Below are 23,204 nucleotides of genomic sequence, written 5' to 3' on the forward strand. Positions count from 1 at the left end.
TTATTCACGTTGTTGGAAATAGCCGGTCATTCTACCTGGATTCGCGTTTGACGCCAAACCACTGATGATACCAACGGGGCACTAATTGTTCTCTGAAGGAAAAAACCTGCACGGTGTTTGCCTCTATTTTGATACTTATTTGTCCGGACTGACCAGTATCACGCCAGTCATAAGCGTGTTCACGGTAATTTCGCAGCACGGACTTCGCGGGCATTCGCCACGCATTATAGCGTGCTACAGAGGCGATTGCGGTATGGCCGGCGATGCTGCGCAGCAGTATGCGCGATGAGGATGTCCGGCTGCCATGATGAGGTACCTGCAGAATATCCGCCTTTAACTGCTGCTTTTCCAGCCGCACTAACTGCCGCTCCGCCTCGGTTTCCAGATCGCCTATGAGTAACAAACGGACGCTTCCATCATCCACACTCACCACGCATGAATCGTTGTTTTCCCCCTGGTTGGGAGACGTTGCTGGCCAGAGCACCCGGAAATGTAGCCGTTTCCAGCGCCATGTGGTACCGCGTACACAGGGTAAATGCCCGCTTTCTGTAAGTCCGCTGCGCACCCGTACAGTAGGGACATGTTGCAAAATAGCCGACAGCCCGCCGGTATGGTCAAGATGCCGATGGCTGAGAATAACCTCCCGCAGTCTGAGTCCTTTACGTTCAAGCCAGGGCAGAATAACGCGGCTCCCTGCATCGCTGTATTTCCAGCGTGGACCGGTATCGTAGAGCACCGCTTCACCGCCCTGACTGACGACGACGCTCAATCCATGCCCCACGTCCAGCATATCAATGCGCCATAGCGCTTCCGGCTTAGCATGGCGGGAAAACAGGATTGCCAGTGCGACAGCGCTACAACTGAACGGCATGGAGAACAGTACGCCGGAACGCCACAGGAGTAGCCCTCCCCATATGGCTATTATCAGGAAAGGTGCGCCTTGCAGCGGCCACCAGCCTGCCGGTAGCAGGGCAAGGCCGGAGAACAGAAACCGCAGGGACAGATCGGCCGCCTGCCACCCCCACACTGATAATGCCGGGAAAGGTAGCAACAGGGTGATGAGTATCAATGGCACCGTAATAAACGACACGACAGGAATCGCAAACAGATTAGCGAACAGCGCGGTCAGGCTGATGCCATTAAATAATGCGGCCTGAAGCGGCACCATCAGGATCATCATTCCCAGTTGCAGATGAAGGAGTTGCAGTAAAAACCAGCGCCGCCTGTCACGAAAGCGCTCGGCCAGAGGAAACCAGCGATACCAGGTCAGCAACATCCCCACCGCCAGCACCGACAGCCAGAAGCTGTCCGAGAGAACGGTAAGCGGATCCAGTGCCAGCAACAACCCTACGCAGAGCGTCCAGATTTGCCAGGGGCTGAGCTGTATACCTGTTATACGTGTTATTGCCCATAGCGTCAGTGCCAGTAATGCCCGCTGCGCTGGCGCCTGGGCCCCTGAAAGCCACGTATAGAGTGCGGCACAGAGCCAACTGACAATGAGCGGATACAGATAGCTAATGCAGCGTGCCGGTAACAAAAACTGGCTGCCCCGCGCCAGTAGCCATCCGGTGCCCGCGGCCAGGCCAATGTGCATACCTGAAATGGCCATAAGATGCGCCGTTCCGGTATCACGTAACAGCTGACGGGTTGCCTCACTCAGATTGTCGCGAATGCCAAAAGCCAGTGCCTCCAGCGTAGCCGAAGCGGGTAAATGTTCGTAATGTTGCCTGTGGCCACGAATATGCTGCCAACGCCAGCTGCATTCAGACTGCACAGGATGTTGCTTGATAATGCGCCCCTGCACCGGGGTATGATTCGCCATGGCAAAGCGTTGTGCGTCGAATTCTCCCTCATTGAGTCTGGCATGAACAGCGCGTAACCTGAGCCGCATTTGCCAGCGCTGCCCCGGACAATAGGCTGTAGCGTTATCCTGCAGTGACAGCCAGGCAAAACGGGGAGGAAAGAAAATCCGGTTTCCCGCTTTCAACATTCTGACCCGAATACGTGACGCGTCTTGTTTTACCTCTTTAATTTGCACGACAAACCAGGCGGGTCGGGTACTCATCCATTCCGTGTCGTTGACCAGGGATTGCGCATTAACCAGCCCCCAGGCGGCCAGCAAAAGCGCACAGCCTGCGATGCGGACATAACGTACGGACATCGCCACCAGACAAGTGCCACACAGCAGCATCACGACAATAAACGTTCGCGAAGGGAGCTGAGGCACGATCAGTAAGGGTAACGCGGTCAGCGAGGCCAGTCTCGCCAGTCCAATCCATGTCAACATACCGTATCCCGCTGATGAACTGGCGTAAGTATGTCCTTCAGACTTTCAGGGTAAAGCGCGTAAAGAGTGAATTAAGAAAGGGTTTCCAGAGAGGATAATTCGTTGCAGCGCAGACGCATTTTTTTGCGGGAGAGCGAACATAATCACGCGGGCAAAAAAAAACGACATCCGGAGATGTCGTTTAGGCGTTTCGGTATCGGCTTAGCCGTAGATGTTAGCACGGTCACGCAGTTCTTTGCCCGGCTTGAAGTGGGGAACGTATTTACCTTCCAGATCCACTTTGTCACCCGTTTTCGGGTTACGGCCAGTGCGCGGTGCGCGATAGTGCAACGAAAAGCTGCCGAATCCCCGGATTTCAATGCGTTCGCCCTGTGCCAGCGTTGTGGCCATGTGCTCAAGCATCTCTTTGACTGCATCCTCAACGACTTTCGCCGGTATATGAGTATGCTGTCCCGCCAGCCTTTCAATCAATTCTGACTTGGTCATGTAACCTCCGGTTAATCCCTACAGGAATGTATGACAGCCTTTACCGAAACCGGGCGGATAAATCCGCCCGGTGCAAGGTCGATTACTCGCCTTTAGCCGCTTTGAACGCTTCAGCCATTGCGCTTGAGAAGTTGCCTTCTTCCTGTTTGGTGTTAACAGTGTTGATAGCTTCTTTCTCGTCAGCCTGGTCTTTCGCACGAACAGACAGGCTCACTACGCGGTTTTTACGGTCAACGCCGGTAAATTTAGCTTCAACGTCGTCACCGACGTTCAGAACCAGTGTAGCGTCTTCGATACGGTCCATTGAAGCTTCAGAAGCGCGCAGGTAACCCTCAACGCCGTCTGCCAATTCAACTGTAGCACCTTTCGCATCAACTGCAGTCACTTTACCGGTGACGATAGCACCTTTCTTGTTCAAAGTGATGTAGTTGTTGAACGGATCTTCTGCCAGCTGTTTCACGCCCAGAGAGATACGCTCGCGCTCTGCATCAACCTGCAGTACAACGGCAGCGATTTCGTCGCCTTTTTTGTACTCACGAACGGCTTCTTCGCCAGTCGCGTTCCAGGAGATGTCAGACAGGTGAACCAGACCGTCGATGCCACCGTCCAGGCCGATGAAGATACCGAAGTCAGTGATTGACTTAATTTTACCTTCAACGCGATCGCCTTTGTTGTGGGTCTCAGCGAACTGCTGCCATGGGTTAGATTTGCACTGCTTCAGACCCAGGGAGATACGACGACGCTCTTCATCGATGTCCAGAACCATCACTTCAACCACATCGCCTACGTTTACAACTTTAGACGGATGGATGTTTTTGTTGGTCCAGTCCATTTCTGAAACGTGTACCAGGCCTTCAACGCCTTCTTCGATTTCAACGAAGCAGCCGTAGTCAGTCAGGTTGGTTACACGACCAGTCAGCTTGGTGCCTTCTGGATAGCGCTTAGCGATAGCCACCCATGGATCTTCGCCCAGCTGCTTCAGACCCAGAGATACACGGGTACGCTCGCGGTCGAATTTCAGGACTTTAACGTTGATTTCATCGCCAACATTCACGATCTCGCTTGGATGCTTAACGCGCTTCCAGGCCATGTCAGTGATGTGCAGCAGGCCGTCAACACCGCCCAGATCAACGAATGCGCCGTAGTCAGTGAGGTTCTTAACGATACCTTTAACTTCCATGCCTTCCTGCAGGTTTTCCAGCAGCTGATCGCGCTCTGCGCTGTTCTCAGATTCGATAACCGCACGACGTGAAACCACGACGTTGTTGCGTTTCTGATCAAGCTTGATCACTTTGAATTCAAGCTCTTTGCCTTCCAGGTGCAGTGTGTCGCGTACTGGACGCACATCAACCAGTGAACCTGGCAGGAACGCACGGATACCGTTCAGCTCAACTGTGAAGCCACCTTTGACTTTGCCGTTGATAATACCGGTAACAGTTTCAGCTTCTTCGTAAGCTTTTTCCAGCGTGATCCAAGCTTCGTGACGCTTAGCTTTCTCACGTGACAGCAGAGTTTCACCGAAGCCATCTTCCACTGCGTCCAGAGCAACGTCAACTTCGTCACCAACCTGGATTTCCAGTTCGCCGGCTGCGTTTTTGAACTGCTCTGCAGGGATTGCAGATTCAGATTTCAGGCCCGCATCAACCAGAACAACGTCTTTGTCGATAGAGACAACAACGCCACGAACGATGGAACCCGGGCGGGTTTCGATTTCTTTCAGGGATTCTTCAAATAGTTGAGCAAAAGATTCAGTCATATTGATAATCTTAGGATTCTTCAATTTAACGTCCATCTGACATCATGTCGGATGGGGTTGTTTCACATGCCCTGCACCGGATCCGTGGCACAGGGTTAATACATTCGTTTAAGCCGGAAGATTACACACCAAGCGTTTTGCGGGCATAATTTAACGCGTTATCAATAACCTGCTCGATGGACATCTGGGTTGAATCCAACACCAAAGCATCAGCGGCAGGGACTAACGGTGCGATAGCGCGGTTGCGATCGCGGTCGTCGCGTTCTTTTATCTCGGCTAAAAGGCGATCAAAGTTAACATTAAAGCCATTCTCCTGCAACTGTAGCATACGTCGCTGAGCACGTTCTTCCGGGCTGGCATCAAGGAAAATCTTTACAGGCGCATCGGGGAAAACGACGGTGCCCATATCCCGCCCGTCTGCAATCAAACCGGGTTCCTCGCGAAACGCGCGTTGACGACGTAACAGCGCTTCCCGAACGCGAGGGAAAGCCGCGACGCGTGAGGCGGTATTACTGACTTCCTGGGTACGAATTTCGCTGGTGACGTCTTCCCCTTCCAGGATGACCTGCATTTCGCCATGATGAGAAAGGAAACGCACATCCAGATGGGCGGCGATAGGCACTAACGCCTCTTCAGACTCAATATCGACCTGATGATGTAATGCGGCTAAGGCCAGTACACGATAAATTGCGCCGGAATCCAGTAAATGCCACTGTAATGCTTCCGCCATCGCCTTGCACAGGGTGCCCTTTCCCGCGCCACTTGGCCCATCAATTGTTATGACCGGGGCAGTTGCTGTCATCATTCCCTCCTGTTGCTGCGCGCATTTTGGCCGGTTGGCCGTCACAAATGTCGGGCATTATACGCTGCCCGGCGACGCTTAGTTACCTTTTGAGAAGAGGCAATGAGAAATTTAGCCAGGAAAAAGGCCTCTGGCGTGGAAAAGCGTCCTGAAGATGATGAGCCCGATGCACGACATCGGGCGAGGGGATTAGGCGTTTTCGCTAATTTTTTGCAGCTGTTTAAAATAATCAGGGAAGGTTTTTGCCGTACAGCCTGGATCAAGAATGGTAACGGGCGTATCGGACAGCGCAACCAGCGAGAAACACATCGCCATACGGTGATCGTTATACGTGCCGATGTCGGCATGCTTCAACGTCTCAGGCGGCGTGATGCGAATAAAATCGTGCCCTTCTTCCACCTCGGCACCGACTTTACGCAACTCGGTTGCCATAGCCGTCAGACGATCCGTTTCTTTAACTCGCCAGTTATAAATATTGCGCAGTTGCGTCGTACCTTCTGCAAACAATGCCGCAGTGGCAATGGTCATGGCAGCATCAGGAATATGGTTCATATCCATATCAATAGCGCGTAATGTCCCGGCCGTGCAGGCAATATAGTCATCGCCCCACTCAATTGATGCACCCATCTTTTCGAGTACATCCGCAAAGCGAATATCGCCTTGTACGCTGTTGCGACCAATGCCGGTGACACGCACGGTACCGCCTTTGATTGCGGCTGCGGCAAGAAAATAGGAGGCAGAAGACGCATCCCCCTCCACCAGATATTCACCTGGTGACTGGTAGTGCTGTTTACCCTTAATCAGGAAGTGTTGATACTGCTGATTCTCAACCTCGACACCAAAGCAGCGCATCAGGTGCAGAGTAATATCGATGTAAGGTTTGGAAACCAGCTCACCTTTAATGCTGATACGGGTAGGATTTTCAGCTAACGGAGCCATCATCAGAAGCGCAGTCAAAAACTGGCTGGATACGCTGCCATCTACTGTAACGTCGCCGCCAGTAAACCCACCCCGCAGGCGGACTGGGGGATAATCTGTATTTTCGAGATAGTCTATAGTAGCCCCACCTTGCCGTAGTGCATCGACCAGGTGCCCGATAGGGCGTTCTTTCATGCGTGGTTCGCCCGTCAGGACGACATCCTGCTCACCCAGGCAAAGCGCTGCCGCAAGGGGCCGCATAGCGGTGCCGGCGTTGCCCAGAAACAGCTCTGTGGGCTGTGATGCATGCAGCGGCCCACCCTTTCCTGTCACCTCGCACACCGTACGATCGCTGGAAAGCGTGAACTCAACACCCAGTGCATCAAGCGCATTAAGCATGTGCTTAACATCGTCGCTGTCCAGCAGATTAGTTAATCGGGTTTTACCTTTCGCCAGTGCAGCAAGCAGAAGCGCACGGTTTGACACGCTTTTGGAACCGGGCAAATTAACCGTACCATTAACGCGAGCGATGGGCTGAAGGGTCAGGGAATCTTGCATGTGAAACGTAATCCTTAAAAAACGATGACTCCGCCAGAGGGCGGAGTCGGGTGTCAGTCATTCCACTGACAGTGAAAGACTTAGCCGTGGCGGCGTTCGAAATCAATCATGAAATCGGTCAGCGCTTTAACGCCTTCCAATGGCATCGCATTGTAGATTGAGGCACGCATGCCGCCCACAACACGGTGACCTTTTAATGCGTGCAGACCTGCCTTAAATGACTCTTCCAGGAAGAGGCTGTCCAGCGAGGCATCAGCCAGTTGGAAAGGAATGTTCATTCGGGAACGGTTTTGCAGTGCCACATCGTTACGGTAAAAATCGCTGTTATCGATGAGACCATAGAGTAATCCGGCTTTTGCCTGATTAATTTTTTCCATCTCAGCGACACCACCCTTCTGCTTCAGCCACTTAAAGACCAGGCCACTCAGATACCAGGCAAACGTAGGTGGCGTGTTAAACATGGAATCATTTTCAGCCAGAACGGTGTAGTCAAGGATGGAAGGCACGCTTTGATGCGCGTTGCCGAGAAGATCGTCCCGTACGATAACCAGGGTAAGGCCAGCCGGACCAATATTTTTCTGCGCACCTGCGTAAATCACACCATAGCGCTTGATATCAATTGGGCGTGACAGAATGGTGGAGGAAAGATCGGCGACCACAACCTTGTCACCAAAGTCAGGCTCTTCGTCAATAGCCAGACCGTCAATGGTTTCATTTGGGCAAAAATGCAAATAGGCGGCCGTGTCGCTGACATCCCATTCGCGCATCGGCAGGATGGCGCGCTTACCTTCTTGGGTCGTTTTGACATCCAGCGTCCGCGGTGAGCAATATTTTTCCGCTTCTTTAATGGCACTGTGAGCCCAGTAGCCTCCATCTGCATAGTCCGCACTGGTCGCACTGCCGAGTAAATTGCCCGGTACAGCAGCAAACTGCGCACGTGCGCCGCCATGACAGAATAATACTTTGTAATTGGAAGGAATTTTCAGCAGATCGCGGAAGTCCGCTTCAGCCTCTTCTGCCACCTGAATAAATTCTTTACTGCGGTGGCTGATCTCCATTACTGAAGTTCCCAGACCATGCCAGTTTGTCAGTTCTTGTTCTGCACGGCGGAGTACTTCGCTCGGCAGCATCGCTGGCCCAGAGCTAAAATTATAAATTTGCGTCATTTCCCTCACCACTGTCATATCGAACGGTTATGAATAACGATTCGGTTTTATCACTGCCTTCTGGTGGCTGCAATCATAAATCGAACTGCGGTCACATTTTTTCGGCATGACGCACCGAAGGTTATATTACCAATGTAATCCGGCACGAAATATTGTGAGGCGGCTTCCTTTCATGCAGTCCCGGCTTTGGCTCAGATGACAAAGCATGAGAAAAACGACGGTAAAATTGCGGCGTCTTGATAGCGAACAGACGGTAAAAAACGTATCATTGCGCGCTTTATGTCTCCCCATTTACAGAGAGAGCGGCACCATGACGCAAACTTTTATCCCGGGCAAAGATGCCGCCCTGGAAGACTCCATTTCACGCTTCCAGACCAAATTACAGGATCTGGGTTTTAATATTGAAGAAGCCTCCTGGCTGAATCCTGTGCCACACGTCTGGTCTGTCCACATTCGTGATCGCGACTGCCCCCTCTGCTTCACCAATGGTAAGGGCGCCAGCAAAAAAGCCGCTCTGGCCTCGGCGCTGGGGGAATATTTTGAACGCCTGTCCACGAATTACTTTTTTGCTGATTTCTGGCTTGGCAACAGTATCGCCCAGGGGGATTTTGTTCACTATCCCAATGAAAAATGGTTTGCTCTGCCTGAAGACGACAGCCTGCCTGAAGGCATCCTGGATGCGCGCCTGCGCGCCTTTTACGATCCTGAAAACGCCCTCTCCGCTTCAGATTTAATCGATCTCCAGTCGGGTAATAGCGCACGCGGCATCTGCGCCCTGCCCTTTACCCGTCAGTCCGATCAGCAGACCGTTTATATTCCGATGAATATTATCGGTAACCTGTATGTGTCGAACGGCATGTCCGCCGGCAACACGGCCAACGAGGCACGGGTACAGGGGCTGTCAGAAGTTTTCGAGCGCTATATTAAAAATCGTATCATCGCCGAGTCCATCAGCCTGCCTGCCATTCCTGAATCCGTGATGGCGCGTTACCCCGATGTGGTTGAGGCCATCGCCCGTCTGGAAGCCGAAGGGTTCCCGATTTTTGCCTATGACGCGTCACTGGGTGGGAAATATCCGGTTATCTGCGTTGTGCTGTTTAATCCTGCCAACGGCACCTGTTTCGCCTCTTTTGGCGCGCACCCTGATTTTGGTGTCGCGCTGGAGCGTACCGTTACCGAACTGCTTCAGGGCCGCAGCCTGAAAGATCTGGATGTGTTCACGCCGCCCACGTTTGATGATGAAGAAGTGGCAGAGCACGCCAACCTGGAAACCCACTTTATCGATTCAAGCGGCCTGATCTCCTGGGATCTGTTTAAAGAAACAGCGGATTATCCCTTCGTTGACTGGAAATTTGATGACACCACCGAGCAGGAATTCAGTACGCTCATGGCGATTTTCAAAGCCGAAGGTCAGGACGTTTACATCGCTGATTATGAGCACCTCGGTGTGTATGCCTGCCGCATTATTGTGCCCGGTATGTCAGATATTTATCCGGCTGAAGACTTGTTGCTGGCGAATAACAGCATGGGTGCAGGTATTCGTGAAACGCTTCTGGCCCTGCCCGGCAGCAACTGGAATCCGGAAGAGTACCTGGATTTAATTTCTCAGCTGGACGAAGAAGGTTTTGATGACTTCACGCGTGTCCGCGAGTTGCTGGGACTGGCGACAGGCAAAGATAACGGCTGGTACACGCTGCGCATTGGCGAACTCAAAGCCATGCTGGCCCTGGCTGGCGGTGATCTCGATCAGGCGCTGATCTGGACGGAATGGACAATGGAATTTAATGGCTCCGTATTCAGCCCGGAGCGTGCAAATTATTACCGCTGTCTGCAAACTCTGCTGCTGCTGGCGATGGAAGATGAGCGGAATCCGCTTGAGTATCACGCAGCCTTTGTGCGTATGTATGGTGCTGACGCTGTCGACGCCGCCTCGGCCGCAATCAGCGGTGAGGCGGCCTTCAATGGCCTCCAGCCGGTAGACAGCGATCTTAAGGCTTTCCCTGCTCATCAGGCTTTGCTTGCTGCCTATGAAAAGCTGCAAAAGGCGAAACGTCTTTACTGGAAAAACGCCTAATCTTTCGCGGCTCTGTTTCAGGATAAAGCGATAATAATCTCACAGGCACCTTATTTAATGGGTGCCTTTCTTTTTTTGAGAATAAGTATTTAAGGGATGTATTGTTCAGCGTTTTTATCATCATTATTTAAAGCAACATAACAGATGCATTTCGTTAACTCCGCAGAGATCGTCTTGACGGCACTTCGCCCTCCATTAAACAAAAACTGCATAATTTAAAATATTTTTAATCATTATATTTCAATAAATTAACCGCAAAAATCCCGTCTTTCAGTGAAACACGCTCCGTCCTTGCATGGCTGATCATGATCCAAATCAACTTCTGTAACTGTTGCCTTTGTTATCATTTTTTCAGACAACTTTTGGAGTGAGTTAGTGTGAAAGCTGACAATCCTTTTAATCTGTTATTACCCGCCGCGATGGCGAAAGTGGCTGAAGATGCTGGCGTTTATAAAGCCACTAAACATCCCCTCACCACGACCTTTCTGGCCTTTACTGCGGGCATGTTCATCTCGATTGCTTTCGTGTTTTACATCACGGCTACCACGGGCAGCGGTGCTGTGCCTTATGGCCTGGCAAAACTGATCGGCGGCATCTGTTTTTCACTGGGACTCATACTGGTCGTGGTATGCGGTGCCGATCTGTTCACATCTACCGTCCTCATTGTGGTCGCCAAAGCCAGTGGACGCATCACCTGGGGGCAACTGGCACGAAACTGGATAACCGTTTATATCGGTAACCTGGCTGGCGCGTTATTTTTCGTCACGCTCATGTGGTTCTCCGGTGAACAGATGGTGGCAAACGGCGCGTGGGGATTAAACGTCCTGCAAACAGCCGACCATAAAATGCATCATACTTTTATCGAAGCCGTTTGCCTCGGCACATTGGCCAATTTGATGGTCTGCCTGGCGGTCTGGATGAGCTATTCAGGACGGACATTGACCGATAAAAGCCTGATTATGATTTTGCCGGTGGCCATGTTTGTCGCCTGTGGTTTTGAACACAGTATCGCCAATATGTTTTTGATTCCTTTCGCGATCGTGATACGCGACTTTTCCGGGCCTGAGTTTTGGCAGGCCGCAGGGGCCACAACAGCACAGTTCCCGGCCCTCACCGTTAAAAACTTTATTTTCGACAATCTGATTCCGGTCACGCTCGGTAACATCATTGGCGGCGGCCTGCTAGTCGGATTGACCTACTGGGTAATTTACTTACGCGGTGGTAAAGAAACGCACTAATCCTGTCTCAACGGCATATCGCAGCCTGGTACGCCCGAGAGCAAAAGTCTCCTTAAATAAGGCAGGTATATTATGACCGAACGTAATGCAAAACTCGCTTCAGCCTGGCAGGGATTTACTGAAGGCGAATGGCAGAACAGCGTCAACGTACGCGACTTTATTCAGAAAAACTATACGCCTTATGAAGGCGACGAGTCCTTTCTGGCCGGTGCCACCGAGGCCACCACAACACTGTGGGAGAGCGTGCTGGAAGGCATCAAAATTGAAAACCGCACCCATGCACCAGTCGATTTTGATACCGATCTTGCCTCAACCATCACTTCCCACGATGCCGGTTACATCAATAAATCACTGGAAAAAATTGTTGGCCTGCAAACCGAAGCCCCGTTGAAACGCGCCATTATTCCTTTTGGCGGTATCAAAATGGTTGAAGGCTCATGCAAGGTCTATGGTCGTGAACTCGACGCGTCTCTGAAAAAGATTTTCACGGAATACCGCAAAACGCATAACCAGGGTGTTTTTGATGTTTATACACCTGACATTTTACGCTGCCGTAAATCTGGCGTATTGACCGGCCTGCCTGATGCTTATGGTCGTGGACGCATCATTGGTGATTATCGTCGTGTTGCCCTATACGGCATTGATTATCTGATGACGGATAAGTTTGCTCAGTTCACCTCACTGCAAAACGATCTTGAAAACGGCGTAAACCTGGAAGCCACGATTCGCCTGCGGGAAGAAATTGCTGATCAGCACCGTGCGCTTGAACAAATTAAAGCGATGGCAGCCAAATACGGTCATGATATTTCTGGCCCGGCCACCAACGCGGCTGAAGCCGTTCAGTGGACCTATTATGGCTATCTGGCTGCAGTTAAATCACAGAACGGCGCGGCCATGTCTTTTGGCCGGGTGTCGACTTTCCTCGATATCTACATCGAACGCGACCTCCAGGCAGGTAAACTGAACGAAGAGCAGGCACAGGAACTGATTGACCATCTGGTCATGAAACTGCGCATGGTCCGCTTCCTGCGTACACCGGAATACGATGAGCTGTTTTCTGGCGACCCTATCTGGGCCACCGAATCGCTGGCGGGGATGGGCGTTGATGGTCGCACGCTGGTCAGTAAAACCACGTTCCGTTTCCTGAACACGCTGTACACCATGGGCCCCTCCCCTGAACCAAACATGACCATTCTGTGGTCTGAAAAACTGCCCGTTAACTTCAAAAAATATGCGGCTAAAGTTTCAATCGACACCTCGTCACTGCAGTATGAAAATGACGACCTGATGCGTCCTGACTTTAACAACGATGATTACGCCATTGCCTGCTGTGTCAGCCCTATGATCGTCGGCAAGCAAATGCAGTTCTTTGGTGCCCGCGCCAACCTGGCAAAAACCTTGCTGTACGCGATCAACGGCGGCATGGACGAAAAACTGAAAATGCAGGTGGGGCCGAAAGAAGCCAAAATCATGGATGAAGTGCTCGATTTCGACGTCGTGATGGCCCGTCTGGATCACTTCATGGACTGGCTGGCAAAACAGTATGTCACCGCACTGAACATCATCCACTTCATGCATGATAAATACAGCTATGAAGCGTCACTCATGGCGCTGCACGATCGTGATGTTTACCGCACCATGGCCTGCGGTATCGCCGGACTGTCTGTAGCTGCGGATTCACTCTCAGCCATTAAATATGCCAAAGTGAAACCCGTACGTGATGAAGATGGCCTGGCAATTGATTTCGACATCGAAGGCGACTATCCCCAGTTCGGTAACAACGATCCGCGCGTGGACGACCTAGCATGCGACCTGGTTGAACGGTTTATGAAGAAAATTCAGAAACTGGAAACATATCGCAACGCGGTGCCAACGCAGTCCGTTCTGACCATTACCTCTAACGTCGTTTATGGCAAGAAAACCGGTAATACGCCAGACGGCCGCCGTGCAGGCGCCCCCTTTGGCCCCGGCGCTAACCCCATGCACGGTCGCGACCAGAAAGGAGCGGTAGCATCGCTGACCTCGGTAGCGAAATTACCCTTTGCGTACGCTAAAGACGGTATCTCTTATACTTTCTCCATCGTGCCTAATGCGCTTGGCAAAGATGATAATGTACGTAAAACCAATCTGGCAGGACTAATGGATGGTTACTTCCATCATGAGGCCAGTATTGAAGGCGGCCAGCATCTGAATGTTAACGTGATGAACCGGGAAATGTTGATGGACGCAATGGATAACCCTGAGAAATATCCTCAGTTAACCATCCGCGTTTCGGGCTATGCCGTTCGCTTTAACTCGCTCACCAAAGAGCAGCAGCAGGACGTGATTACCCGTACCTTTACCCAGTCACTCTAGTTCACCCTTGAGGCTCCTTCATGGAGCCTCTTCTTTCGAGTCAGGTTTGGTCGCTGTCTGTATGACGGATAACCACCAAAATTGATTTCCCGTTCAGAGCGCACCGGAGAGTGCGCCACCTGCTTCGCAGGCTCATCAGGAGAATACATCGCAATGTCTGCCATTGGTCGCATCCACTCATTTGAATCATGCGGAACCGTAGACGGTCCCGGCATCCGTTTTATCACCTTTTTTCAGGGCTGCCTGATGCGCTGCCTGTACTGCCACAACCGTGATACATGGGACACGCATTGCGGCAAAGAAATTACCGTCGACGCGCTCATGGCGGACGTTCTGTCTTATCGCCATTTCATGAATGCGTCCGGTGGCGGGGTGACGGCTTCAGGCGGTGAGGCCATTTTGCAGGCGGAGTTTGTGCGCGACTGGTTTCGCGCATGTCAAGCTGAGGGCATTCATACCTGCCTTGACACCAACGGCTTTGTCCGCCGCTACGATCCCGTTATTGATGAATTACTGGATGCAACAGATTTGGTGATGCTTGACCTCAAGCAGATGAACGATGACATCCACCAGATTCTTGTCGGTGTGTCGAATCATCGCACACTCGATTTTGCGCGCTATCTTCAGAAGAAAGGAAAACGGACGTGGATTCGTTTCGTCGTCGTGCCCGGCTATTCTGATGATGATGACAGTGTCCATCGCTTAGGTGCATTTACGCAGGATATGGCAAATGTGGAGAAGATTGAGCTTCTGCCTTATCACGAGCTGGGTAAGCATAAATGGATTGCGATGGGTGAAGAGTACAAGCTCGACGGTGTAAAACCGCCCAGTAAAGCGACCATGGAACGGGTCAAGCATATTCTTGCCAGCTACGGACATGAAGTGATGTATTGACAGGCCACGTCACCGCAGTCAGTAAACGATAACCGTCTGACAGTCAGCGCAGCCAGACGGCGAAGGTTAAGTGTCACCGCCTGGTTATCGTTATGATCAGGCATGTGCCACTGGCGTGGCATGGTGATCGGCTTTACGCAGTAACATGACTAGGTAAACCAGCGCTACCGCCGCGATCATAACGAACAGCAGACGGTCGGAATAACTTTGCATCAGCATGGCCGTCATGCTTGGTCCGGCCAGGCTGCCCACGGTGTAGCTCAGTAACAGCGCCTGATTCATTGCCACCAGTTCATGGTGCGCCACGGTTTCGCAGGCCCATGACATAGCGACCGGATAAAGCGTAAAACCTGCCAGCCCCAGCACAAACAGGGCTGGGGCCATTGCGGCATTTGTCAGCATCGCAATCGCGCCGAGGATCACCACAAATACCTGCACTCGCAGTACCATCATGCGGCCAAAGCGGTCAGCAAGCCGACCAATCGGCCACTGCCCGACAATGCCGGCACTCACCAGCAAGGCCATCCAGTAACCCACGTTGGCATCACTCATACCCTGATGAGAAAGATAGAGCGGCATCAAGCCGTACAGCGATCCCAGAACAATGCCAGAAATAATACAGCCGTTAATGCCGAGACGAGAACTGCGACGACGCAGCATAGGTAAAATTCGTCCGCCTGGCGTAGCTTCTACGGTATCGCTGTTGGCAGAAACCTGCGTGAAGATTAACGGTAAGATGGCGCTGATGACCGTGGCGGTTACCCAGGGAATCACACTCAGTAATTCGGTAGACAGTTTGCTCACCAGCAGTTGTCCGGCAACCGTACCCAGGTAATAGACGATCATATAGGCAGCGAGCAACTGCCCACGGTTACGTACTGTTCCACTGCATAACAATGCGCTTTCCACCACGACCCAGACTAACGCGCAGCCGATACCGGCCGTGAAGCGCAGCAATGTCCATGCCCAGAATCCTTCCAGCGCCAGCATGCACAGTGTCGACAGCGCAAAAAGGCCGGTCGCCAGATAATAGCTTCGGTTAAAACCGTATCGCTTGATCAGCCAGCCAGCCACTAAAGTGCCCAGCAGGTTACCGGTGTAATACGACGAACTCACCACGCCTACCTGCCATGTTGCCAGCGCATCATGCGTCAGCCAAAGGGGCACTAACGTATTCAGTACCGCAATGGAAACGGTCATTAATAACAGGCCGCAGAGCAGCAATATCACAGGACGTGACCAGGTCGACATAGGGGATAAAAACCAAAAGAAATGAAGGAAATTGCGCGCAGTTTGCCATCGCGCGTTGTAAAGTCAACGGGAGGAATGAGGGTGCAGCACATTTTGCTGCGTGACCATTTAAATTATTTATCTTCAGTAAGTTAGCCATCTGTCAGGCATCAGATAACTTTGCGCTATCTCTATGATAATCTGAATTTTTACGCTTTCTGCCCGCGTCGTCATCGATAATGTTTATTTGTGATAAATTTTAAACGTGTTGAAGGATGCCTTGCGGTAAAGATAAAAAAACCCAGCCTGAGCTGGGTTATTTAAGACAGGGTGAACGCTTAGCCAATAAATTCCAGGCCGTTCATATAAGGACGTAATACCTCTGGCACGGCGATGCGGCCGTCCTGCTGCTGGTAATTTTCCAGCACGGCAACCAGTGTACGTCCTACGGCCAGGCCCGAGCCATTCAGGGTATGCACCAGACGCGGTTTTTTATCCTGCTTATTGCGGGTTCGCGCCTGCATACGGCGAGCCTGGAAATCCCCCATGTTTGAGCAAGAAGAGATTTCACGGTAGGTATTTTGCGCCGGTAACCATACTTCTAAATCGTAGGTTTTTGTCGCACCAAAGCCCATATCACCGCTGCACAGCAAGACCTTGCGATACGGCAGGTTCAGCAGTTGCAACACTTTTTCAGCATGGCCAACCAGCTCTTCCAGCGCATCCATAGAGGTTTCAGGCGCGACGATTTGTACCATTTCAACTTTGTCGAACTGGTGCATACGGATGAGCCCACGCGTATCACGGCCATAGGAGCCTGCTTCAGAGCGGAAGCAGGGTGTATGTGCCGTAAGCTTCAGCGGCAGGCTCTCTTCTTCAACAATTTCATCCCGCACAAGGTTAGTCAGCGGCACTTCAGCGGTCGGAATGAGCGCGTAATGGCTGCTTTCGGATTCTTCTTCCAGCGGGCGGGTATGGAACAGATCTTCACCAAACTTAGGTAACTGGCCTGTACCGTATAAGGTCGCATGGTTGACCAGGTAAGGGACGTAAGTTTCCAGATAACCATGTTGTTCCGTGTGCAGGTCAATCATGAACTGGCTGAGCGCACGGTGCAGGCGAGCAATCTGGCCTTGCATAACCACGAAGCGTGAGCCGGTGAGTTTCACTGCCGCAGCAAAGTCCAGCCCTTTAGCCGCTTCGCCCAGCTCAACGTGATCTTTCACCTCAAAATCAAACTGGCGGGGTTCACCCCAGCGACTGATTTCCAGGTTTTCCGTGTCGTCTTTCCCCAGCGGCACTTCATCCGCAGGAAGATTCGGCAGCGCCAGGCTGAAATCGCGGATCTGATTTTGCAGCTCGTCCAGTTCTGCTTTAGCCGCATCCAGGCGTTCGCCCAGGCTGTTCACTTCCTGACGCAGTGGCTCGATGTCTTCCCCACGTGCTTTGGCCTGACCGATGGATTTGGAGCGGGAGTTGCGCTCGGCCTGCAGGTTTTCCGTTTCAACCTGCAAGACTTTGCGACGCTCTTCGAGCGAACGCAGCATTTCCACATCCAGTTTAAATCCTCGGCGTGCCAGTTTTTCTGCGACTGCGTCTGGCTCATTACGCAGCAGATTGGGATCGAGCATGCTTATCCTGTGTATTTATGAGTTAAAAGAAGGGGACGCACTCCCGCTGGAATGCGTTGAAAACATTGACCACATTACCGCAACGTCTGTTTCAGCGGTAGCGTTTTGTCGGGCTATTTTGATCGAGTTCGGTCAGCCAGGCCAGCTTTTCGCCAATTTTGCCTTCAAGACCGCGTTGAGTGGGATGATAGTAACGCGTTTGCGCCATTTCGGGTGGGAAATAGACTTCACCCGCAGCATAGGCATTGGCTTCGTCATGCGCATAGCGATAGCTTTCGCCCAGCCCCATCTCTTTCATTAGCTTCGTGGGGGCATTGCGCAAATGATCGGGAACATCGAAATCTGGATGGTCGCGTGCATCACGCATCGCCGCCTTAAACGCGTTATAGACGGCGTTACTTTTTGGCGCACAGGCGAGATAGACAATGGCCTGCGCAATCGCTCGCTCCCCTTCTGCCGGACCAACCCGGGTGAAACAGTCCCAGGCCGCAATAGCCACCTGCATGCCTCGTGGATCGGCATTGCCGACGTCTTCAGACGCAATGGCCAGTAGCCGACGCGCGACATACAGCGGATCGCCACCGGCGGTAATAATACGGGCGTACCAGTACAGGGCGGCATCCGGCGCCGATCCCCGGACGGATTTATGCAAGGCAGAAATCAGGTCATAAAAGCGATCGCCTTTATTATCGAACCGGGCAGACCGTTCCCCCGCCACTTCGGTCAGCAACTGGGGCGTCAGCTCACGTTTGCCTGTGCCGTTGGTTTCGGCCATATCGGCCATCATTTCCAGCGTATTCAGAGCACGTCGTGCATCGCCGTTGACCAGTTCCGCAATCATACGCCGCGTATTGTCAGGTAACAGGATATCGCTGTTGCCATAACCCCGACTGGCATCCTGCATCGCCTGGTCAAGCACCTGCTCAATATCTTCTGTGGTCAGGGATTTAAGTAAATAGACACGAGCACGTGACAGCAGTGCGGAGTTCAGCTCAAAGCTGGGATTTTCTGTCGTGGCACCGATAAACGTGATAGTGCCGTCTTCAATATGGGGAAGAAACGCATCCTGCTGACTTTTGTTGAAGCGATGGACTTCATCTACAAACAGGATAGTGCGGCGGCCCGCCTGCTTGCTCAGCCTTGCGCGTTCAATGGCTTCACGAATCTCTTTGACACCAGAGGTGACCGCAGAAATACGCTCAACGTCCGCATTGCCATAGTGAGCGATAATCTCGGCCAGCGTTGTTTTTCCTGTCCCTGGCGGTCCCCAGAGAATCATGGAGTGCAGGTGCCCCGCTTCGATCGCGCGCGGCAACGGTTTACCCGCAGCCAGCAGGTGCTGCTGTCCAATGTATTGCTTCAGGGTTGCTGGCCGCATACGCGCGGCCAGCGGTTTAAAATCTTCACTGGAAAAATCCAGGGACAGGTTACCCACTACCACCTCACTGACGTTGGTCATCCACCGTGACGCCTTTTGGCGGGGTGAATGTGAATTTATCCGGGCTAATCGGGCCGTTTTTCTGGCTCTTTAGCTGGTAGTTACTGCGCTGCCCATCCTGCTCGATGGTGCTAAACTGATTAATGGTGCCATCTGGCGTCACGTCAATCGTGAACTGCTTGAGGTTGCCATCGCTTTTCTTCGGCGTCAGTTCAAATTTGTCACCCTGCTGTTTTACGTTGTATTGCTGCCAGTCACTGGCCTGATTACGGGCAATCAACATAAACGGTGTATTGCTGGTCGCATTCTTCAACAGGCTGACCGTAGCTTGTTCAACAAACGGGTTATAGAACCATAACGATTTCCCGTCAGAAATAATGATGCTCTCGTCGGGTGCGGTCATATGCCAGTTGAACAGACTGGGGCGCTTAACCCAGAGCTCGCCTTCACCCTCCTGCACGTTGGCACCGCTTCCATCGGTCACCTTTTGAGTAAAGCTGGCGTGGAAGCTGTTAACTTTATTAAGCCGCTGTTGCAGGTCGCTCGACGCATCGGCGAGAACGTTGGCTGACCCCAAAGCGGCCAGCAGGCCTAAGGCGATTACGCGTAATTTCATCTGCTTAAATCCTTATTAAATCGTTTCCCGTTGATCACGTGACTAAGCCTGGTCGCTGTCCTGCGTTTAATACAGGAGAAAAAACCGAAACACTAATCAACTATGGGGGTTAACCGCTAAAAAACAATGAGCCAGTGGAAACTGGCTCATTGTTTTGTGTTTCAAAGCTTATCGTTCAGGCTTTACATATCATGGGGTGGTGGAGAGAGCACTTCACGGTTACCGTTGTGGCCCGGTGACGAGACGATGCCCTGTGCTTCCATCTGTTCAATGATGCGCGCAGCACGGTTATAACCGATACGGAACTGACGCTGTACGCCCGAAATCGAGGCGCGTCGCTTATCCACCACAAAGGCAACAGCCTGATCGAACAACGGATCGAGTTCTTCATCGCTGTCAATGCCGCCCCCGCCTTCACTTTCTTCGCCCGCCGTAATGCTTTCAATATATTGCGGACGCCCGCGCGCTTTCCAGTCCTGCACGACAGCATGTACTTCCTGATCGCGCACAAAGGCACCGTGAACACGCACCGGCATTGATGAGTTGGGCGGCATGTAAAGCATATCGCCCATCCCCAGTAACGATTCTGCACCGCCCTGATCAAGGATGGTTCGCGAGTCAATTTTACTTGAGACAGTAAACGCGATACGGGTAGGAATGTTGGCTTTGATGAGGCCGGTAATGACGTCAACTGACGGACGCTGGGTTGCCAGAACAAGGTGGATTCCCGCCGCACGCGCTTTCTGTGCAAGACGTGCAATCAGTTCTTCCACTTTCTTACCGACAGCCATCATCAAATCGGCGAACTCATCCACCATCACCACGATGTAAGGCAGTTTTTCCAGCACTGGCGGCGTCATATCCATGCTGTCGCCTGGCTTCCAGAACGGATCGGGAATCGGCCGCCCCATTGCATCCGCCTGCGCCACTTTTTCGTTGTAGCCAGCCAGATTACGTACACCCAGCGCCGACATCAGCTTATAGCGACGCTCCATCTCACCGACACTCCAGCGCAGCGCGTTCGCCGCATCTTTCATATCGGTCACGACTTCGGTCAGCAGATGCGGAATGCCTTCGTAAACGGAAAGCTCGAGCATCTTGGGGTCAATCATAATAAAGCGCACGTCTTCCGGCGTGGCTTTATACAGCATGCTGAGGATCATCGCATTCACGCCGACGGACTTACCGGAACCGGTTGTACCCGCTACCAGTAAGTGTGGCATTTTAGCCAGATCGGCGACGACCGGCTGGCCGGCAATATCTTTACCCAGCACCACAGACAGCGGCGAGGGATTGTCACGGAATTTTGGACAATCCAGCACTTCACGCAGGTAAACGGTCTGGCGATGTCGGTTGGGTAATTCCAGACCAACATAGGGTTTGCCAGGGATCACTTCAACCACACGCACTGCCGTAGTCGACAGGGAGCGGGCCAAATCGCGTGACAGGTTAGAGATACGCGCCGCTTTCACGCCCGGCGCGAGATCCAGTTCAAAACGGGTAATCACAGGTCCTGGCGAAATGCCCACCACCTCGGCCTTGACGCGGTAGTCACCCAGACGCGCTTCAACCAGTCTTGCTGTCTGCTCAAGGGCAAACATATCAACCGGTTCTTCCTCTTCCGGCGGCGCGGTCAGGAGATCGAGTGACGGTAAGGGTGTAGAAGGTTTTTCCAGTGGCTGCTCGTGACGCATCAGGAAGGGGTGAATCAGGCTGTCATGCACGGATGGCTTCGCCTCCGTGACCGGCTCCGGCTGCTGCGCAGGCGCGGCAAAATGATCGGCCGCAAAGGTCTGGGCCGATTCTACACGCTGAGCCGCAGGCTGTTCTGGTGCAGCCTGAACGTGCTGCCAGGGCTCATGTTGTGGCGCGACCTCGCTGACGTCCGGCGATGCTGCAATGGTGAACAGCGGCTCGACAGGGCCATCGTCGACCAGGTCCTTCATTGGGGAGAAATCGAAGGCCGCTGACGTATCCAGATTGAAAACGGGTGCATTGTCTTCAGGCACCGTTTCATAGCGCTGTTGCTGTTGCTGTGCGAACTGACGCGCCAGCGAGGCCTGCTGCAATGCCAGCTCATCGTCCTCGTGCGCGTCGTCCTGCTGCCAGCTTTCGCCATAGCGTTGCTGCTGCTCTGACTGGAACGCCTGACGCAACTCTGCCTGTTGCAGCGCATCCTGCTCCTCTGCTGACCAGTCAGTGAGTGACGTATCTTCTTTCGTAGGTTGTGATGACGGCAGTTCAGCACGTTTGGCTTTTTCTTCCGCCATACGCTGTGAAGGCAGTTTAATACCATACGAGGCCAGCTCACGTCGGGTAGGCAGTTTAACCGGATTAGGCCGCGGCAGCGCCGGACCAATCCCCTGTTTCACCTGTGGATTCGACACCGTTTCAGGGACAGGTTCAAACAGCGGTGAGGATGCTGATGATGCTGCGGTTGCCGCAGCACCGGCAACGGCAGCGCTGTTCAGCGAGGCTGCCGACGTGGCTTCACGCCAGTTACCCATTTTGGGTTCGTCATCCTCATAAGCGGTAAAGTGCGGGGCAGCCGCCGGTGCATCGTCCGGTAACTCAAAGCGGTAGCGCGGCGGTTCAGTGAGAGGCTTCTCCTGTGACATCGGCTCGCGCGGTGCAGTGTGCGTCACCGGGGAAGGATGAGGCGATGCCGCAACAGGCGAAACAGGTTCAGGCGTCGCTGCAACCTGTTCAGGCTCAGGTGAAGCTGATGGCGCACTGACAGGCGTTGCCGCCATTGTTGCGGCAGCAGGCTGCGCAGGTGCTGTGGCAGTAGCCTGAGCGCTTGCCGTCGGTGTCGTGGTCGCAGATACTTCGGCTGTGGCCGCAACAGCGGCGCGGGTGGCGGTGGCGGCCCTGGCTAACAGTGGATCATGCGCATCCAGATCGGGCTGCGCCTTACGCGGCGCGGTTAGCAATACGTCATCGTCGTCGTCCGTCTGAGCATGAAGGACGGGTGCGCTCTCGTGATAATCGTCTGCTTCGTCCTCTTCATGCCAGGGTTCATCATGACGTGAGCGGTTGCTGGCGAATGTCAGCACGCCCATGACCACGCCACCGATTCTTTCCGCAATGGTTAACCATGACCAGCCCGTATACAGCGTGATCCCTGCGGCCCAGATGCAGAGCAAAGTCAGTGTGCCACCTGCCGGACTGAACCAGGGTGAAATGGCATTACTGACGAGGCTGCCAATGACGCCTCCGGAAGCGAAATACCAGATGTCGTCCGCGTTGAGCGCGGCCATCCCACAGGTGGTGACGACCAGGGCCAGGACACCGATTAAGCGTAAACCAATGGCAAAGTAGTCCACATAATCCTGGTTATCCCGCTGGCGAAACGCTATCCAGCACAGCCCCAGTATGACCGGCGGAATGGCATAGGCCATCACACCAAAGATGAAAAGCAACGTATCAGCCAGCCATGCGCCGACTGTGCCACCCATGTTATGGATAGGTTCATGCCAGGCCGTTTGCGACCAGCTCGGATCGGAAGGATTAAAGCTGACCAGGGAAACCATCAGGTAGATGGCGAACAATGCCACCAAAATAAGTAACGCTTCCAGCAGACGGCGTCCGCTGCTCAGCGACTGTAACGAAACGTCTTTATCTTCTGTGTATTCCTGGCTCAAGAGATCTCTCCAGGTGCCTGTAAAGTAAGAAACAACAGCGTCGGGCTCACCCGACGCTGGTCCTGTATGTATTCACAGGAGTGTACCGAAATTTCTCAGGCTTTGCACCTG

Annotated in this window: 15 protein-coding genes; 4 read left to right on the top strand and 11 right to left on the bottom strand. The window is 52.8% G+C overall.

Going from position 1 to position 23,204, the window contains the following annotated elements; translation table 11 throughout:
* Positions 1–31 precede the first annotated feature (31 nt).
* The 6 genes from GC090_RS13695 to serC form a co-directional block, all read right to left on the bottom strand.
* Complete coding sequence (locus GC090_RS13695; RefSeq protein WP_324020100.1) at positions 32–2,287, bottom strand: DNA internalization-related competence protein ComEC/Rec2; 2,256 nt, start codon at positions 2,285–2,287, stop codon at positions 32–34.
* Between the two features lie 201 nt (positions 2,288–2,488).
* A complete protein-coding gene (gene ihfB, locus GC090_RS13700; protein WP_003849360.1) occupies positions 2,489–2,773 on the bottom strand; it encodes an integration host factor subunit beta in 285 nt (94 codons plus the stop codon).
* An 82-nt stretch (positions 2,774–2,855) separates the two neighbouring features.
* Positions 2,856–4,529, bottom strand: coding sequence for a 30S ribosomal protein S1 (rpsA, locus tag GC090_RS13705; protein ID WP_033737767.1), 1,674 nt, complete (start codon positions 4,527–4,529; stop codon positions 2,856–2,858).
* 121 nt (positions 4,530–4,650) lie between these two features.
* Positions 4,651–5,331 carry a (d)CMP kinase gene (gene cmk / locus GC090_RS13710; RefSeq protein ID WP_006118623.1) on the bottom strand — a complete coding sequence of 227 codons (681 nt, stop codon included), beginning with the start codon at positions 5,329–5,331 and terminating at the stop codon, positions 4,651–4,653.
* A gap of 189 nt (positions 5,332–5,520) precedes the next feature.
* Positions 5,521–6,807 carry a 3-phosphoshikimate 1-carboxyvinyltransferase gene (gene aroA, locus GC090_RS13715; RefSeq protein WP_324020103.1) on the bottom strand — a complete coding sequence of 429 codons (1,287 nt, stop codon included), beginning with the start codon at positions 6,805–6,807 and terminating at the stop codon, positions 5,521–5,523.
* A gap of 80 nt (positions 6,808–6,887) precedes the next feature.
* The gene (serC, locus tag GC090_RS13720) at positions 6,888–7,973 is read right to left on the bottom strand and encodes a 3-phosphoserine/phosphohydroxythreonine transaminase (RefSeq protein WP_006118621.1); all 1,086 of its coding nucleotides are present in this window, start codon (positions 7,971–7,973) and stop codon (positions 6,888–6,890) included.
* A 310-nt stretch (positions 7,974–8,283) separates the two neighbouring features.
* Between serC and ycaO the strand changes: the two genes are divergently transcribed.
* From ycaO to pflA, 4 genes are all read left to right on the top strand, one after another.
* Complete coding sequence (gene ycaO, locus GC090_RS13725) at positions 8,284–10,047, top strand: 30S ribosomal protein S12 methylthiotransferase accessory factor YcaO (RefSeq protein ID WP_324020105.1); 1,764 nt, start codon at positions 8,284–8,286, stop codon at positions 10,045–10,047.
* 377 nt (positions 10,048–10,424) lie between these two features.
* Positions 10,425–11,285, top strand: coding sequence for a formate transporter FocA (gene focA / locus GC090_RS13730; RefSeq protein ID WP_324020108.1), 861 nt, complete (start codon positions 10,425–10,427; stop codon positions 11,283–11,285).
* 72 nt (positions 11,286–11,357) lie between these two features.
* Positions 11,358–13,640 (top strand): formate C-acetyltransferase, encoded by a 2,283-nt coding sequence (gene pflB, locus GC090_RS13735; protein ID WP_324020110.1) that lies wholly within the window; start codon positions 11,358–11,360, stop codon positions 13,638–13,640.
* 153 nt (positions 13,641–13,793) lie between these two features.
* Positions 13,794–14,534, top strand: a complete 741-nt coding sequence (gene pflA, locus GC090_RS13740) for a pyruvate formate lyase 1-activating protein (protein ID WP_039341323.1) — start codon at positions 13,794–13,796, stop codon at positions 14,532–14,534.
* Between the two features lie 96 nt (positions 14,535–14,630).
* On the opposite strand, the gene GC090_RS13745 is transcribed toward pflA, so the two are convergent.
* The 5 genes from GC090_RS13745 to GC090_RS13765 form a co-directional block, all read right to left on the bottom strand.
* On the bottom strand, positions 14,631–15,785 hold the full coding sequence (locus GC090_RS13745) for an MFS transporter (protein WP_006118615.1): 1,155 nt from the start codon (positions 15,783–15,785) through the stop codon (positions 14,631–14,633).
* Positions 15,786–16,102: 317 nt separating this feature from the next.
* Positions 16,103–17,395 (bottom strand): serine--tRNA ligase, encoded by a 1,293-nt coding sequence (serS, locus tag GC090_RS13750; RefSeq protein ID WP_039341327.1) that lies wholly within the window; start codon positions 17,393–17,395, stop codon positions 16,103–16,105.
* Between the two features lie 91 nt (positions 17,396–17,486).
* Positions 17,487–18,830 carry a replication-associated recombination protein A gene (locus GC090_RS13755; protein ID WP_133745304.1) on the bottom strand — a complete coding sequence of 448 codons (1,344 nt, stop codon included), beginning with the start codon at positions 18,828–18,830 and terminating at the stop codon, positions 17,487–17,489.
* 7 nt (positions 18,831–18,837) lie between these two features.
* Positions 18,838–19,449 (bottom strand): outer membrane lipoprotein periplasmic chaperone LolA, encoded by a 612-nt coding sequence (gene lolA / locus GC090_RS13760; protein ID WP_324020114.1) that lies wholly within the window; start codon positions 19,447–19,449, stop codon positions 18,838–18,840.
* A 182-nt stretch (positions 19,450–19,631) separates the two neighbouring features.
* Positions 19,632–23,093: a DNA translocase FtsK 4TM domain-containing protein gene (locus GC090_RS13765; protein WP_324020116.1), complete on the bottom strand. Its 3,462-nt coding sequence runs from the start codon at positions 23,091–23,093 to the stop codon at positions 19,632–19,634.
* Between the last annotated feature and the right edge of the window lie 111 nt (positions 23,094–23,204).

Origin of the sequence: Pantoea sp. JZ29, assembly GCF_035190385.1 — a bacterium.
GTDB lineage: Bacteria > Pseudomonadota > Gammaproteobacteria > Enterobacterales > Enterobacteriaceae > Pantoea > Pantoea stewartii.